The sequence below is a fragment of the Lipingzhangella rawalii genome, assembly GCF_031628175.1.
In the GTDB taxonomy this organism is placed as follows: Bacteria; Actinomycetota; Actinomycetes; order Streptosporangiales; family Streptosporangiaceae; genus Lipingzhangella_A; species Lipingzhangella_A rawalii.
The window spans coordinates 429,132-442,694 of record NZ_JAVLVT010000005.1; the positions used below are offsets into that span (position 1 = coordinate 429,132).

Below are 13,563 nucleotides of genomic sequence, written 5' to 3' on the forward strand. Positions count from 1 at the left end.
GTGCCGGGTGGCTGGGTGGCTGGAGTAGTTCGGCGTGGCCAGGGTCGGATCAATCCTGACCGGCGGATCGGGCGTGGCTGGGGAGTCAGCTGCCCCGGTAGGTCGAGTAGGCGAAGGGGCTCAGCAGCACGGGAACGTGGTAGTGCGCCGCCTCGTCGGCCAACTCGAAGCTGATCGTGATCTCGGGGTAGAAGCCGCGCTGACCGGTCCGCGTGAAGTAGCTGGAGGTGTCGAAGGTGATGCGATAGACGCCGGCCGGCAGTTGCTCGGGGCCCAGGTCGCTGACGCGGCCGTCCTCGTTGGTGGTGCCGGTGGCGAGACTGTGCCAGGTACCCGGCTCGTCGCGCTGTTCCAGGTGAACGGGAACCCCCGAGGCGGGTGTGCCCAGCGCTGCGTCCAGTACGTGGGTCGTGACGTGACTCCGGTTGCTCATCTATGCCCCTCGCCCGTTGATCAGTTTCTCGATACGCAGCAGCGCGATCTTGCGGAGCTCGTCGGCGACGACACCCAGCTCTGTGCTGGCGTCGTTGTCCAGCCGGGACCGCAGGTCCTCGAGCATGTCCGCGCTGGAGCGGCCGCTGGCGCAGACGAGGTAGATGTGCCCGAAGCGCCGTTCGTACTCTTCCTGGCCCGCGCGTAGCGCCTTTTGGGTGTCCTCCGTCGCTGTGGCCATGCCGGACTGTTCGCCGCGGGACCAGCTGGCCTCGGTGCTGGCGCCCGTGGCTCGTTCCCCAATCCGCGGGTGTCGCGCCAGGGCCGAGGACACCTCGTCCCTGGTGATGGTGCGGGCGTGCCGGTCGGCCGCGGCGAGCAGTCCGGTGAGGTCAGCGAAGGGCCGCTCTGCCTCCAGTGCCGCCACCCAGCGGTCGATGTCCAGACATGCGCTGAACTCCGAGTGGAACTCGGCCTGCGCACATTCGTTGACCCAGGCCAGACCAGCATCGGTGCCGCTGGTTGGGGGTGGATGATCGGGCATGCTCTCTCCAGGGATCCAGACGACCACATCCCGACCGTGGCTGGGGGATCGGCGTCCGATCGGTGGCTGTTATTCCGTACTACAGAAGTCAATTTCTGTAGTACGGACTCTAAACGCGGGTGATCGTGTGTTGTCAACACCGCCCAGTTCTGTGTCCTGCGTCACCTGGCTTCTTGGGATGTTCATACAACTCTGCTGATGCTGAGTTGTATCTTCCTCTGAAATTGAGGGTTTTCCGCATGTGTGGCCGAGGCATGGAGGTGGCGCGGAGCGTGCGGAGCGAGGGGCTTGACACGGCTGATCGCTCGGCGCACACTCAAACTAGTTTCCTTTTTATGGAATTTATTTTCCGCTATCCGAAATGGACGGAGTTATGAGTCACTCGCTGGCGTACACGGTGAACTGCTCCCTGCTGTTCACCGAGCTGCCCCGCAACGTCCGCCCAGAAGCAGCGCGCTCGGCGGGATTCACAGCGGTGGAGTTCTGGTGGCCCTTCACCGAGCCCGTGCCCACGGACTCCGAGGTCGACGACTTCGTTCGTGCCGTCGACAACGCGGGCGTACACCTGACCGGCCTGAACTTCTTCGCTGGGGATATGCCCGGCGGTGACCGGGGAGTTCTGTCCTCACCGCAGCGCTCGGCCGAGTTCCGGGAGAACATTGACGTGGTCGTCGACATCGGGCGTCGCCTCGGCGTTCCCGCCTTCAACGCCCTCTACGGCAACCGGGAACCCGGCACAGATCCAGCCGAACAGGATGAGATCGCCCTGGAGAGCATTGTCACCGCGGCCAAGGCCGTGGCCGCTATCGATGGCACCGTGCTCATCGAGCCGGTCAGTGGGTCACCGGAGTACCCCCTGCACACCGCCGCGGACGCGCTGTCCGTAGTCCGTGCCGCTGGGCAGCGCGGCGCGGACAACGTGGCCCTCCTCGCCGACTTCTTCCACCTCGCGGTGAACGGTGATGACCTGGACGCGGTCATCGCCGACCACGCCGCGGAGTTCGGCCACGTACAGATTGCCGATCATCCAGGCCGCGGCGAACCGGGAACCGGCGAACTGCCGCTGGACGACCTGTTGTCCCGTAGCCAGGCAGGCGGCTACTCGGGCTGGGTTGGCCTCGAGTACAAGCCAACCGTCCCCACTGTGGACAGCTTCGCCTGGCTCACATCCTGACCCGGTCCGGATCCGGACCCGAGGAACGATCGACCAGCCACCGCATCGCAATCATCCGACATCTACGAGGAGCACGAGGAGCACACCGTGTCCCAGACCGGACGCAACGTCGCCTTCATCGGACTCGGCATCATGGGCCTACCGATGGCCAAGAACCTGGTGAGCGCCGGGTTCTCCGTGACCGGATACAACCGTAGCCCGCACAAGTCCGCCCAGCTGGCCGAGGCCGGGGGTAGCGCGGCCGCGAGTGTCGCCGAGGCCGTGGGCGGCGCTGACACAGTCATCACGATGGTTCCCGACTCTCCCGACGTCGAGGCGGTGCTGCTCGGTGAGGACGGCGTCTTCGCCAACGCCAAACCCGGCGCCCTTGTCATCGACATGAGCACCATCCGGCCCGACGTTGCTCGCACCATGGCAACCCACGGTCACGACCGAGGGTTCCGCGTCCTCGATGCTCCCGTCAGCGGCGGCGAAGCCGGCGCCGTCGAGGGCAAGCTCTCCATCATGGTGGGCGGACACCCGGAGGACTTCGAGTCCGCACGGTCCGTCTTCGACGTGCTGGGCACCACCCCCGTACTGGTGGGACCTGCCGGTGCCGGGCAGACGGTCAAGGCCGCCAACCAGCTCATCGTGGCCGGACACCTCGAGCTGCTGGCCGAGGCACTGGTCTTCTTGGAGGCCCACGGCGTGGACACCCAGGCCGGCCTGGAGGTGCTGGGCGGGGGGCTCGCCGGCAGTACTGTGCTCGCGCGCAAGGGGGAAGGCATGCGCAACCGCAGTTTTCAGCCCGGGTTCCGCGCCGAGCTCCACGACAAGGACCTGGGGATTGTCACCGCGGCGGCCCGCGAAGCCGGAGTCACCATTCCCCTCGGGGCGCAGGTCGCCCAGCTCGTTGGTGCGCTCAAGGCCCGCGGCGACGGCGGGCTCGACCACTCGGCCCTGCTGAAGCTGGTCGAGGAACTCTCCACTCGTCCGAACCAGAGCGAGTGATCAGGATCGCCGACGGGACCCGCGCCCGGAGCCGCGTCTCATGTCTGGCTTCACGCGGAGACCGGACGCTTCCGGGGTGATTGGCCGCACCCCGGGGGTCCCGTCGGCGGTGAATCAACCCCCTAGCGAAGGGTTTCACACATGGTACAGATGCCCGCAATGAACGCCGTCGTCGAGGTGCTGAAGTCCGAAGGCGTCGATGTCGCCTTCGGATGCCCGGGCGCCGCCATTCTGCCCCTGTACAAGGCTATGGAGCAGGTGGGCGGCATCGAGCACCTGACTGTGCGTCACGAGGAGGGCGCTACCCACATGGCCGACGGGTGGTCCCGGACCACCGGAGGCGTCGGTGTGGCGATCGGTACCTCCGGGCCGGCCGGAACCAACATGATCACCGGGCTGTACACCGCGATGGCCGACTCCGTGCCGATCGTGTGCATCACCGGCCAGAACCGCACCGACCTGTTGGACAAGGAAGGTTTCCAGGCCGTCGACATCGTCGAGGTTGCCAAACCCGTCACCAAGTGGGCGGTGCAGATCAAAGAGCCGGGTACGGCCCCGTGGATCTTCCGGGAAGCCTTCCGTATCGCCCGCGAGGGGCGCCCCGGACCGGTCCTGGTCGATATCCCCCTGGACGTGGCCCTGGGGCAGATCACCTACGACTCGGAGATCGACGCCCCACTACCCGTCAGCACCGTGCACCCCCACCCACCGCGGGTGGAACGTGCTCTGGACATGCTGCTGGCCGCAGAACGGCCGATGATCCTCGCCGGAGGCGGCGTCATCATTTCCGAAGCCTCCGCAGAATTGACCGAACTCGCCCGGACACTGCGCGTACCGGTCCAGGTCACCCTCATGGGGAAAGGCTCCTTCGACGAAGACAGCGAACTGTACGCCGGAATGACCGGAGTCCAGACCTCCCAGCGCTACGGCAACGCCTCCTTCCTGGAGTCGGACTTCGTCCTCGCCGTCGGTGCGCGATTCGGGGACCGGCACACCGGACAGATCGACGTCTACCGCGGGGAGCGAACCTTCGTCCACGTCGACATCGAAGCGACCCAGCTCGGACGGGTCTTCGAACCAGACCTGGGGATCGTGTCCGATGCGCGCCTCTTCCTCCGGGAACTCCTCGCCGCCGCCCGGCGCCGCAACGCCCGCGCCGAGGTGGAGCCGTGGATCCGTCGAGTCGGGGAACTCAAACAGACCCTGACCCGTCGGGAAGACTTCGACTCCGTGCCGATCAAGGCACCACGCGTCTACAGGGAGATCAACGAAGCCTTCGACGACAGCGCCTACTTCGTGACCGCGATCGGCCTGTACCAGATCTGGGGTGGGCAGCATCAGAAGGCCCACCGGCCACGCCACTACCAGGTCTGTGGCCAGGCAGGCCCCCTGGGCTGGGAGATCCCTGCGGCCATCGGGGTGAGGAAAGCCCTGGCCGACACGGAGCCCGACGCGGAGGTCGTGGGTGTCGTCGGTGACTACAGCTTCCAGTACATGGTGGAGGAGTTGGCAGTGGCGGCACAGTACAACGTGCCGTTCGTCCTCATCATGCTCAACAACGAGTACCTGGGGCTGATCCGACAGGCAGAGATCCCCTACGAGATGAACTACCAGGTCGACATCCACTACGACGCCTACGGCTCGGACAACGTCAAGATCATGGAGGCCTACGGCTGCACCGGCCGGCGGGTCTTCGACCCGGGCGAGATCCGCGAGGCCATCGACTGGGCACGTAAGGAGGCCAGTACGACCTCGCGGCCGGTGCTGGTGGAGATCATGATCGAACGGGAGGCCAACACCCCACACGGGCCGGCCATCGACGCCGTCAAGGAGTTCGAGCCCGACCAGTGACCCTCATGCGCCGCGCGCCGGGTCTGTCCGGAGCGGACGTGCCCCACGTGTGGCACACACCCCGAACTCGGGGTGTGTGCCACACGTGTCCGGGGCGTCTGTTACCGTGTCTCGAAGTATGGTGCTGCACGGGCTGCTTCTCCTTAGCTGCCGCGGCGGGGGCCGTTAGGCCGGCTCCCTCGTCGCGGAGTTTGGCCTGTCTCTGTCGGCCGGAGCCCGAAGACACCCACATTCCAGGAGGAGCACCCATGGTGCCCGAACAGCAGCCCAGCTCCATGCCCTTCCAGCGCTATCAGGAATTTCCGCGGGTTGACCTGCCCGACCGGACCTGGCCCGGCGCCACGATCCGCTCCGCGCCCCGGTGGCTGTCCACCGACCTGCGTGACGGGAACCAGGCCCTGATCGAACCGATGGATCCGGAGCGCAAGCTGGAGATGTTCCAGCTCCTGTGCAGCATGGGCTACAAGGAGATCGAGGTCGGCTTCCCCGCGGCCAGCCAGACCGACTTCGACTTCATCCGCACGCTGATCGAACGGGATCTGGTCCCGGAGGACGTACAGATCTCGGTGCTGACACAGGCCCGCACCGACCTGATCGAGCGCAGTGTGCAGAGCCTGGTGGGCGCCCACCGAGCCACCGTGCACCTGTACAACGCCACCGCCCCGGAGTTCCGTCGCGTCGTCTTCGACGTCGACCGTGCCGCCTGCAAGGCGATCGCGGTCGACGGCACCCGGGACGTGCTTCGGTTCGCCGAGCAGTACCTGGGTAGTACCCCCCACTTCGGATACCAGTACTCGCCCGAGATCTTCATCGACACCGAGTTGGATTTCGCGCTGGAGGTCTGTGAGGGCGTCATGGACGTCTGGCAGCCGGGTCCCGGTCGGGAGATCATCCTGAACCTGCCGGCGACGGTCGAGCGCTCAACACCCAACATCTACGCCGACCAGATCGAATGGATGAGTCGTAACCTGTCCCGGCGTGACCATGTGTGCCTGTCGGTGCATCCGCACAACGATCGGGGAACCGCGGTCGCCTCGGCAGAGTTGGCGGTGATGGCCGGCGCGGACCGGGTGGAGGGCTGCCTGTTCGGACACGGGGAACGCACCGGCAACGTCGACCTGGTCACCCTGGCCTTGAACCTGTTCAGCCAGGGCGTGGATCCCCAGGTCACCATCTCCGACATCGACCACGTTCGTCGCGTGGTCGAACACTGCACCCAGCTGCCGGTGGCACCCCGCCATCCCTACGGTGGCGACCTGGTCTACACCGCCTTCTCCGGCTCCCACCAGGACGCCATCAAGAAGGGTTTGACGGCGCTGGAGAACGACGCGGCCCAATCCGGGGTTCCGGTCGAGGAGTATCCCTGGAACGTGCCGTACCTGCCGATCGACCCCAAGGACGTCGGGCGCACCTACGAGGCCGTTATCAGGGTCAACAGCCAGTCCGGAAAGGGCGGGGTGTCTTACGTCCTACACCGGGATCACGCCTTGGATCTGCCGCGGCGCCTGCAAATCGAGTTCTCGCACGTGGTGCAGCAGCACACCGACGGGGAGGGAGGCGAGTTTTCCGGGGAGCGGATCTGGGAGATCTTCGAGAGCACCTACCTGGACGAGACCACCGCACCGGCAGTGGTCGCGCACCGCTCCACCAACCAGGACGGCAGTTATCACATCAGCGCCGACGTGCAGGTCCAGGACGAGATCCGCGAGATCACCGGAAGTGGGCACGGCCCCCTGTCGGCGTTCTGTGACGCGCTGACCCAGATCGACGTCAAGGTGCGCGTGGTCGACTATGTGGAACACTCACTCAGTGCGGGAACCGACGCCCGTGCCGCCGCCTATGTGGAAGCGGAGGTCGACGGCACCGTCGTGTGGGGCGTGGGTATTCACCAGAACATCACCACTGCTTCGCTGAAGGCGGTGTGCAGCGCCGTTCGCCGCGGTTCCACCCTCGTCTAGGCTGGCCGGCGGCCCGGCGCGGCTCCGAAGCGCGGTGCGTCCGTGCTCCGGAGCCGCGCCGAGGAAGGCCTACTCCCAGCCGAATTTCTGGGTCCAGTACCGCTCGTGTTCCCCCACCCCGATCGAGGCGAAGTCACAGTTGAGGATGTTCTCCCGGTGGCCGGAACTGTTCATCCAGGAGTTGACCACGGCCTGGGCCGAGCCCTGGCCGGCGGCGACATTCTCTGCGGCGTAGGCATGGTAGCCGTGCTGGGCCGCGCGTTCGGCGGGCTCCTCGTCGTCCGGGTTCACATGGGCGACATAGTCACGCTCGGCCATGTCCTCGCTGTGTGCCTGCGCGGCTGAAGCGAGCCGGTCATCGACGCGCAGGGGGCCACATCCCTCCTCCGCACGCTCCGCATTGACCAGGTCGACAACGGTATGGGACGTGGCCGAGACGGAGCCGGGGGAGGAACTCCCCTCCTCCGGTGCGTCCGTGTCCTGCGCGTCCGGGTCCTCGCTGTCGTCCTCGTCGTCGTCCGTATCCGAGGATTCGACCGTGACCTCCTCGGAGGTGTTCTCGGGAGAAGGCGGGGGCGCATCGGGGGGATCCGCTGAGACGACGGTGCCGCCATCCTCGTCGAAGAACTCCTCGGGACTCAGCGTTTCCTCGTCCTCGGCGGTCACGTTGGGACCCGTGGCCCCGGCGGAGCCATGGTCGTCACTCTGGGGGAACGAGGCCACCGTCATCGCGCCGGCCACCCCGATCCCGGCCGGGACGGCCAGTAGTGCTCCCAGCAGTGGCAGTCCCCAGCGGGCTGTGCTCCGTGTGCTGGACGCCTCCCGTCCGGGGGACCGGCGCCGCGAACCGGCGTACCGTCCACGGCGACCCTGTCGTGCCATGATGTTCCGTCCTCAAGCAGCGGGAATGTTTCGGACATATCGTGTCAGCCCGTGATAGTAGAGGAAACTGGAGAAAAAGGGGAGACCGGTTCGTGTGGGAATCCCCGCCTTCAGCGCGTGGATCTCCCGCCCGGCCGGGGCCGGGCACGATCGACGGCAGCATCGGTGACAATGGGGGAGTGAGCCTCTACCGTGACGAGGGAGTCGTGCTCCGCACCCAGAATCTGGGGGAGGCCGACCGCATCATCACCCTGCTGACCCGGTTCAACGGGCTTGTGCGCGCAGTCGGCAAAGGTGTGCGCCGCACCAAGTCGCGTTTCGGCGCGCGGCTGGAGCCCTTTACCCATGTCGAACTGTTGGTGCATACGGGCCGCAGCCTGGACGTGATCACCCAGGCGGACACGGTGCGGTCGTATGGGGGGCCGCTGGCCGAGCACTATCCCCGCTACACGGCAGGGGTTGCCATGCTGGAGACGGCGCAACGGATCACCGGGGTAGAGAAGGAGCCGGCCCAGCAGCAGTTCCTGTTGTTGGTGGGTGGGCTGCGCACCCTCGGTGAGGGGCGACGGGAGCCCCGTATGGTCCTCGACGCCTACCTGCTACGCTCACTAGCTACCGCTGGATACGCTCCTGCGCTGGACGAGTGTGCGCACTGTGGCGCGCGTGGCCGGCATGCGTCCTTCGCGATCCAGGCTGGGGGGATGGTCTGTGCTGCCTGCCAGTCCACCGGCGTGACCACGCCCGCTCCGGAGACGCTGGATCTGATGATCGCGCTGCTCACGGGAGACTGGACGGCGGCGGAGGCCAGCGCGCATCGGCACCGCAGCGAGTGCAGCGGTTTGGTGGCGGCGTATCTACAGTGGCACCTGGAAAACGGAATCCGATCCCTGCGTCTCGTGGAGCGTCGTTGAGTCTCTCCGAACCGTCCACAGCGGCCGATTCGTCCGGCCCGCGGTTGCCGGATCCACATCCGAGTGGTGTCCGGCCCCCGCAGCTGCCGCCCGAACTCGTACCCCGCCACGTCGCCATCGTCATGGATGGCAATGGGCGTTGGGCCAAGCAGCGGGGGCTGGCCCGCACCGAGGGGCACCGGGCCGGGGAGAGCGCCCTGTTTGACGTGATCGAGGGTGCCCTGGAGCTCGGCATTCCGTATGTGTCCGCCTATGCCTTCTCCACCGAGAACTGGAAACGCTCCCCTGAGGAGATTCGTTTCCTCATGGGATTCAACCGGGACGTCGTCCGCCGCCGTCGGCTCGAGATGCACGAACGTGGGATCCGGGTGCGCTGGTCGGGACGCCGGGGACGGCTCTGGAAGAGCGTTATCCGGGAGCTGGAGGAGAGCGAGCGCCTCACCCGAGACAACGACCGGCTTACGCTCCAGTTCTGCGTGAACTACGGTGGTCGGGCCGAGATCACCGATGCCGCTGCGGCGGTGTCCCGGGATGTGGCTGCCGGGCGGCTCAAGCCGGAGCGCATCACCGAACAGGCCCTGGCCGCGCGACTCTACGCCCCGGATATTCCGGACGTGGACCTGTTCGTGCGCTCCTCCGGCGAGCAGCGGTTCTCCAACTTCCTGCCGTGGCAGCTCACCTATGCGGAGATGGTCTTCCTGGACACGCTGTGGCCGGATGTCGATCGGCGCCACCTCTGGCACGCGTGCGAGATCTACGCGAGTCGGGACCGTCGCTACGGAGGCGCGCTGCCGAACCCGGTGGAACCAGCCCCGGCACACGAGACGGGCGCAGCCGCGCCACAGACCGCGGCAGTGCAGGAATAACCGGAGTAACAGGGGTAAACAGGGGTAACTGTGAGCATGATCGACCTGGGCCGGGACCGGCTGACCTACGTCGCCCTCGGGGACAGTTTCACCGAGGGGGTGGGCGATCCTGCGGTTCGGGAGCCGGGTGAGGGCACGGACGCGCAGGCAGCTGCGGATGGTGGACTCTACCGTGGCTGGGCGGACCGATTCGCCGAGCATCTCGCCGCGCACATCCCCGAGGTGCATTACGCGAACCTCGCTGTGCGCGGCAAGTTGCTGCGGCAGGTCCTCGCGGACCAGATGCCCGCGGCTCTGGCGATGCGCCCCGATCTCGTCACTCTCTGCGCGGGCGGAAACGACCTGCTACGTCCGGGAGCGGATCCCGACCTGCTGGCCGCACAGCTCGAACGCGCCGTTCGGCGCCTACGGGACCAGGGCTGCGACGTGGTGCTGTTCACCGGCGTGAACATCGCCTCTGGTTTCATGCGGGTGCTCCTGGGGCGGTTCGCGCGCTACTACCTCAACGTGCGTTCCATCGCCGACCGCACTGGTTCCGTGCTGGTGGACCAGTGGTCCATGTCGGTGCTGCGGGACCCGCGGGCCTGGGAATCAGACCGGCTGCACATGTCCGCCGAGGGGCACCGCAGGGTGGCGCTGCGCGTGTGTGACACGCTCGGGGTGCCCACCGTTGAACGCTGGGACGAGCCATGGCCGGCCGCGGACCCCGTTGACTGGCGTACCGCCCGGAGTGCCGACGCCCGCTGGGTGGGGCAGTTCCTCCTGCCATGGGTCGGCCGGCGCCTGAGTGGACGTTCCTCCGGGGACGGGGTGCAGCCCAAGCGTCCGGATCCGACCGAGGTGCGCTCCCTGCCGGTGTGAACCGGGCAACAGCGGGTGTCCACAGCGGAACCTACTGTCGCGTAACCCGGGGGGTTGCAGGCATCATCATTCGGTATGAGTGGTTTTGCCTTCGATCGAGACGGCGTACTCTCCTACGTGGCACTCGGCGACAGCTTCAGCGAGGGACTGAGCGATCCGTACCCGGACAGCGCCGAAACACCGCATGGACATTTCCGCGGGTGGGCGGATCGCCTGGCCGAGCGGCTGGCCGACGAGGTGCGGGAGCTACGCTACGCCAATCTCGCCGTACGAGGGCGCCTGGCCCGGCAGATCGTCACTGAGCAGGTGCCACGGGCCGAACAGCTCCAGCCGGATCTGGTCACCCTGGCTGCCGGGGGCAACGACATCCTGCGCCCCGGGGGTGACCCGGACCAGATCGCCACCATCGTGGACCAGGGGATTAGCCGGCTGCGCGCCACGGGGGCACATGTCGTACTCTTCACCGGCATCGACCCCGAGTTCCAGCCGGTGATGCGCCCACTGCGCGGCAAGATTGCCGTGTACAACATGCATCTCCGCGCCATCGCCGATGCCCACGACTGCTCCGTGGTTGACCTGTGGGCGATGCGCGTGCTCGGCGACGCACGCGCGTGGAGCTGGGACCGGCTGCACCATTCCTCGGAGGGGCACCGCCGAATCGCACTGCGCGTATGTGAGGTCCTGGGGGTGGATCCCGGAGCGGACTGGCGCGAGCCCTGGCCGGAAAGCCCCCAGGTGGCCTGGGCCGACGCACGCCGTGCGGACGCACGGTGGGCGCGCGAGTTCCTCGTGCCCTGGATTGGCCGGCGGCTGACCGGACGCTCCAGCGGGGATGGAGTGTCCCCGAAACGTCCCGACCTGGCTCCACTGCGGGTGAGCGGATAGGCGCAGACCCCGGATGGCCGGACCCGCCCCCAACACGTCCCGGATCGATCCAGGGGGTCAGTCTGGGCGTGCGGACTGAGCCGCGTCTGCCGGGACCCCGCTCGGGGCGCAGTCCGCGCAGGTACCGAACACTTCCACGGTGTGGGTGACGTCCACGAAGCCGTGCTCGGCGCCGAGGGCCTCCGCCCATTTCTCCACGGTGGGCCCCTCGACCTCCACCGTGCGGCCACACTGCCGGCACACCAGATGATGGTGATGCCGGTCGGTTACGCAGGCGCGGTACACGGCCTCGCCGTCGTCGTTGCGTAGAACGTCGACTTCGCCGGAGTCACTCAGCGCCTGCAACGCTCGATAAACGGTGGTCAGGCCGATCTTCGAGCCCTCGGCGCGCAGGTCCGCATACAGGTCTTGGGCGCTGCGGAATCCGGAACTCTGGTTCAGCGCCTGCCGCACGGTCTCACGACGGCGAGTGTTCACGTCGATACGCTCCCCTGGTCGGTTCGGGGTACATCCTCGACGTTACCCTCCGCGGTTGGATCCCCGCTCCACTCCGACGTCTGTGCACCGCGACGCAGTAGCCGGCCCCCCGCGACAGACACGGTGAACACCGCCAGTGCGATCAGAACGATGGTGGCCCCCGGAGCCACGTCCACATAGTAGGCCGAGGACAGCCCGGCGAGGGCACTGAGTACACCGATCCCCATGGCCAGCAGGATGGTAACCCGAAAGCTCCGGGTGAGCTGTTGGGCGGCCGCGACCGGAACCACCATCAGCGCACTTACCAGGAGCACTCCGACCACGCGCATGGCGATCACCACAGTCAGCGCGGCCATGATCCCGATGAGTAGGCTGAGGAAGCGGACGGGAAGCCCTGAGGCGCGGGCCACCTCTTCGTCCTGGCACAGTACGAAGAGTTCCCGCCCGAAGTAGGCCACCACGGCCAGCACCAGTGCGGCCAGCACACTGACAACGTAGACGTCCTGTTCGGTCACGCTGCTGACCGAGCCGAAGAGGTAGGCCGTCAGTGTGGCGTTGGTGGCACCGGGAGCCAGCCCGATCAGGAACACACCCCCGGCGATTCCCCCGTAGAACAACAGCGCCAGGGCGACATCCCCACCGGTGCGGGCCCGCACCCGCATCACCTCGATGATGATCGCACCCAGCACGGAGACGATCACAGCGGTCAGCACCGGAGAGGTGCTGGTAAGAAAGCCGAGGGCGACGCCGGTCAGCGCGACGTGGCCGATGCCGTCCCCCAGCAGGGCCAGCCGCCGCTGCACGATGAACGTCCCGATAGCCGGCGCCGCGAGCCCCACGAGAACGGCAGCCAGGAGCGCTCGACGCATGAAGTCATAGTCGAGCAGGTCAAGCACCGGGCAGTCCTCCGAGCTGGGTGGCGTCAAGGGTGTCGCGCCCGGACCCGACTCCGGTGGGCCCGGCATGCGGGTGGATGTGCTCGTGGCCGGGGGCGGCGCAGTCTCCGGTCGGCTGGGGTGGGGGACCGTCGTGGGTGATCCGCCCATCGGACAGCACCACGGCGCGGTGTACCAACGGTGCCAGGGGGCCAAGCTCGTGGAGCACGAGCACAATGGTGTAGCCCCGGTGGGTCAGGCGTTCCAGGGCGTCGGCCAGGGCCTGCTGATTGGCGGCGTCCACCCCGGCCATGGGCTCGTCGAGGAGGAGGGTGTCCGGCCCTCCGGCGAGGGCGCGCGCGATGAGGACACGTTGCTGTTGGCCGCCCGAGAGCTCGTGCACCGAGCGGTTGGCCAAGGTGGTCAGACCCATACTGTCCAGCGCCTCGGTGACGAGTCTGCGGTCGTCCCGAGCCCCCGTTCTCAGGATCCGTCGCAGCAGCGGGCGGGACCAGTGGCGAGCTATTCCGCCCGAGGCGACAACCTCGCCCACGGTGGCGGGAACACCGCCGCCGGCAGCCAGACGTTGGGGTACGTAGCCGATGCGCGGCCATTGACGGAATCGGCGCAGTGGCGTGCCGTGGATCTCCACACTGCCTGAGGTCAGGGGAACGATGCCGAGCAGGGCCCGCATCAGGGTGGACTTGCCCGAACCGTTCGCTCCCATGACGGCCACGGTCTCGCCGGTGCAGATGTCCACGGATATGTTCCGCAGCACCGGTGTGTGTTCGTATCCGGCGACGGCGTGGCGCATTCGGATCGCGGGCGTCCCCGACGTGGCGGACTCGGAAGCGGCA

General features: G+C 67.3%; 14 protein-coding genes. 8 read left to right on the top strand and 6 right to left on the bottom strand.

All coding sequences use genetic code 11. The features are described 5' to 3' along the window. Window positions 1–85: 85 nt before the first annotated feature. Window positions 86–433, bottom strand: a complete 348-nt coding sequence (gene uraH, locus RIF23_RS12895) for a hydroxyisourate hydrolase (RefSeq protein ID WP_310912736.1) — start codon at window positions 431–433, stop codon at window positions 86–88. Further along, window positions 434–976: a 2-oxo-4-hydroxy-4-carboxy-5-ureidoimidazoline decarboxylase gene (uraD, locus tag RIF23_RS12900; RefSeq protein ID WP_310912737.1), complete on the bottom strand. Its 543-nt coding sequence runs from the start codon at window positions 974–976 to the stop codon at window positions 434–436. It lies immediately after the preceding gene. Between the two features lie 373 nt (window positions 977–1,349). On the opposite strand from uraD, the gene RIF23_RS12905 reads away from it, so the two are divergent. The 4 genes from RIF23_RS12905 to leuA all read left to right on the top strand — a co-directional run bounded on the left by RIF23_RS12905 (window position 1,350) and on the right by leuA (window position 6,949). Next, window positions 1,350–2,150 (top strand): hydroxypyruvate isomerase family protein, encoded by an 801-nt coding sequence (locus tag RIF23_RS12905; protein ID WP_310912738.1) that lies wholly within the window; start codon window positions 1,350–1,352, stop codon window positions 2,148–2,150. 60 nt (window positions 2,151–2,210) lie between these two features. Beyond that, complete coding sequence (locus RIF23_RS12910) at window positions 2,211–3,140, top strand: 2-hydroxy-3-oxopropionate reductase (protein ID WP_310912947.1); 930 nt, start codon at window positions 2,211–2,213, stop codon at window positions 3,138–3,140. Between the two features lie 141 nt (window positions 3,141–3,281). Then, on the top strand, window positions 3,282–4,991 hold the full coding sequence (gene gcl, locus RIF23_RS12915) for a glyoxylate carboligase (RefSeq protein ID WP_310912739.1): 1,710 nt from the start codon (window positions 3,282–3,284) through the stop codon (window positions 4,989–4,991). 248 nt (window positions 4,992–5,239) lie between these two features. Next, a complete protein-coding gene (gene leuA / locus RIF23_RS12920) occupies window positions 5,240–6,949 on the top strand; it encodes a 2-isopropylmalate synthase (protein ID WP_310912740.1) in 1,710 nt (569 codons plus the stop codon). 69 nt (window positions 6,950–7,018) lie between these two features. On the opposite strand, the gene RIF23_RS12925 is transcribed toward leuA, so the two are convergent. After that, entirely contained in the window at window positions 7,019–7,831 is an 813-nt protein-coding gene (locus tag RIF23_RS12925) for a CAP domain-containing protein (protein WP_310912741.1), read from the bottom strand. A gap of 179 nt (window positions 7,832–8,010) precedes the next feature. Between RIF23_RS12925 and recO the strand changes: the two genes are divergently transcribed. From recO to RIF23_RS12945, 4 genes are all read left to right on the top strand, one after another. Next, window positions 8,011–8,742, top strand: a complete 732-nt coding sequence (gene recO / locus RIF23_RS12930) for a DNA repair protein RecO (RefSeq protein ID WP_310912742.1) — start codon at window positions 8,011–8,013, stop codon at window positions 8,740–8,742. Continuing rightward, entirely contained in the window at window positions 8,739–9,608 is an 870-nt protein-coding gene (locus RIF23_RS12935; RefSeq protein WP_310912743.1) for an isoprenyl transferase, read from the top strand. The genes recO and RIF23_RS12935 overlap by 4 nt, the downstream gene beginning before the upstream one ends. Before the next feature lie 36 nt (window positions 9,609–9,644). Next, window positions 9,645–10,469, top strand: a complete 825-nt coding sequence (locus RIF23_RS12940; protein ID WP_310912948.1) for an SGNH/GDSL hydrolase family protein — start codon at window positions 9,645–9,647, stop codon at window positions 10,467–10,469. 75 nt (window positions 10,470–10,544) lie between these two features. Further along, complete coding sequence (locus RIF23_RS12945) at window positions 10,545–11,354, top strand: SGNH/GDSL hydrolase family protein (protein ID WP_310912744.1); 810 nt, start codon at window positions 10,545–10,547, stop codon at window positions 11,352–11,354. Window positions 11,355–11,411: 57 nt separating this feature from the next. Here the strand turns inward: RIF23_RS12945 and RIF23_RS12950 are convergent, their stop codons facing one another. Genes RIF23_RS12950 through RIF23_RS12960 form a run of 3 tightly spaced genes read right to left on the bottom strand, consistent with a single transcriptional unit; the run spans window position 11,412 to window position 13,520 of the window. Then, window positions 11,412–11,831, bottom strand: coding sequence for a Fur family transcriptional regulator (locus RIF23_RS12950; RefSeq protein ID WP_310912745.1), 420 nt, complete (start codon window positions 11,829–11,831; stop codon window positions 11,412–11,414). Continuing rightward, the gene (locus RIF23_RS12955; protein WP_310912746.1) at window positions 11,828–12,727 is read right to left on the bottom strand and encodes a metal ABC transporter permease; all 900 of its coding nucleotides are present in this window, start codon (window positions 12,725–12,727) and stop codon (window positions 11,828–11,830) included. Before RIF23_RS12955 ends, RIF23_RS12950 begins: the two co-directional genes overlap by 4 nt. Then, entirely contained in the window at window positions 12,720–13,520 is an 801-nt protein-coding gene (locus RIF23_RS12960; protein WP_310912949.1) for a metal ABC transporter ATP-binding protein, read from the bottom strand. Before RIF23_RS12960 ends, RIF23_RS12955 begins: the two co-directional genes overlap by 8 nt. Between the last annotated feature and the right edge of the window lie 43 nt (window positions 13,521–13,563).

What these genes read in the sequence shown, in the direction of transcription:
- RIF23_RS12960 (WP_310912949.1), bottom strand. Translation starts at nt 13,520, where the DNA reads ATGCGCCACGCCGTCGCCGGATACGAACACACACCGGTGCTGCGGAAC.
- gcl (WP_310912739.1), top strand. Translation starts at nt 3,282, where the DNA reads ATGGTACAGATGCCCGCAATGAACGCCGTCGTCGAGGTGCTGAAGTCC.
- uraH (WP_310912736.1), bottom strand. Translation starts at nt 433, where the DNA reads ATGAGCAACCGGAGTCACGTCACGACCCACGTACTGGACGCAGCGCTG.
- leuA (WP_310912740.1), top strand. Translation starts at nt 5,240, where the DNA reads ATGGTGCCCGAACAGCAGCCCAGCTCCATGCCCTTCCAGCGCTATCAG.
- RIF23_RS12925 (WP_310912741.1), bottom strand. Translation starts at nt 7,831, where the DNA reads ATGGCACGACAGGGTCGCCGTGGACGGTACGCCGGTTCGCGGCGCCGG.
- uraD (WP_310912737.1), bottom strand. Translation starts at nt 976, where the DNA reads ATGCCCGATCATCCACCCCCAACCAGCGGCACCGATGCTGGTCTGGCC.
- RIF23_RS12905 (WP_310912738.1), top strand. Translation starts at nt 1,350, where the DNA reads ATGAGTCACTCGCTGGCGTACACGGTGAACTGCTCCCTGCTGTTCACC.
- RIF23_RS12940 (WP_310912948.1), top strand. Translation starts at nt 9,645, where the DNA reads ATGATCGACCTGGGCCGGGACCGGCTGACCTACGTCGCCCTCGGGGAC.
- RIF23_RS12945 (WP_310912744.1), top strand. Translation starts at nt 10,545, where the DNA reads ATGAGTGGTTTTGCCTTCGATCGAGACGGCGTACTCTCCTACGTGGCA.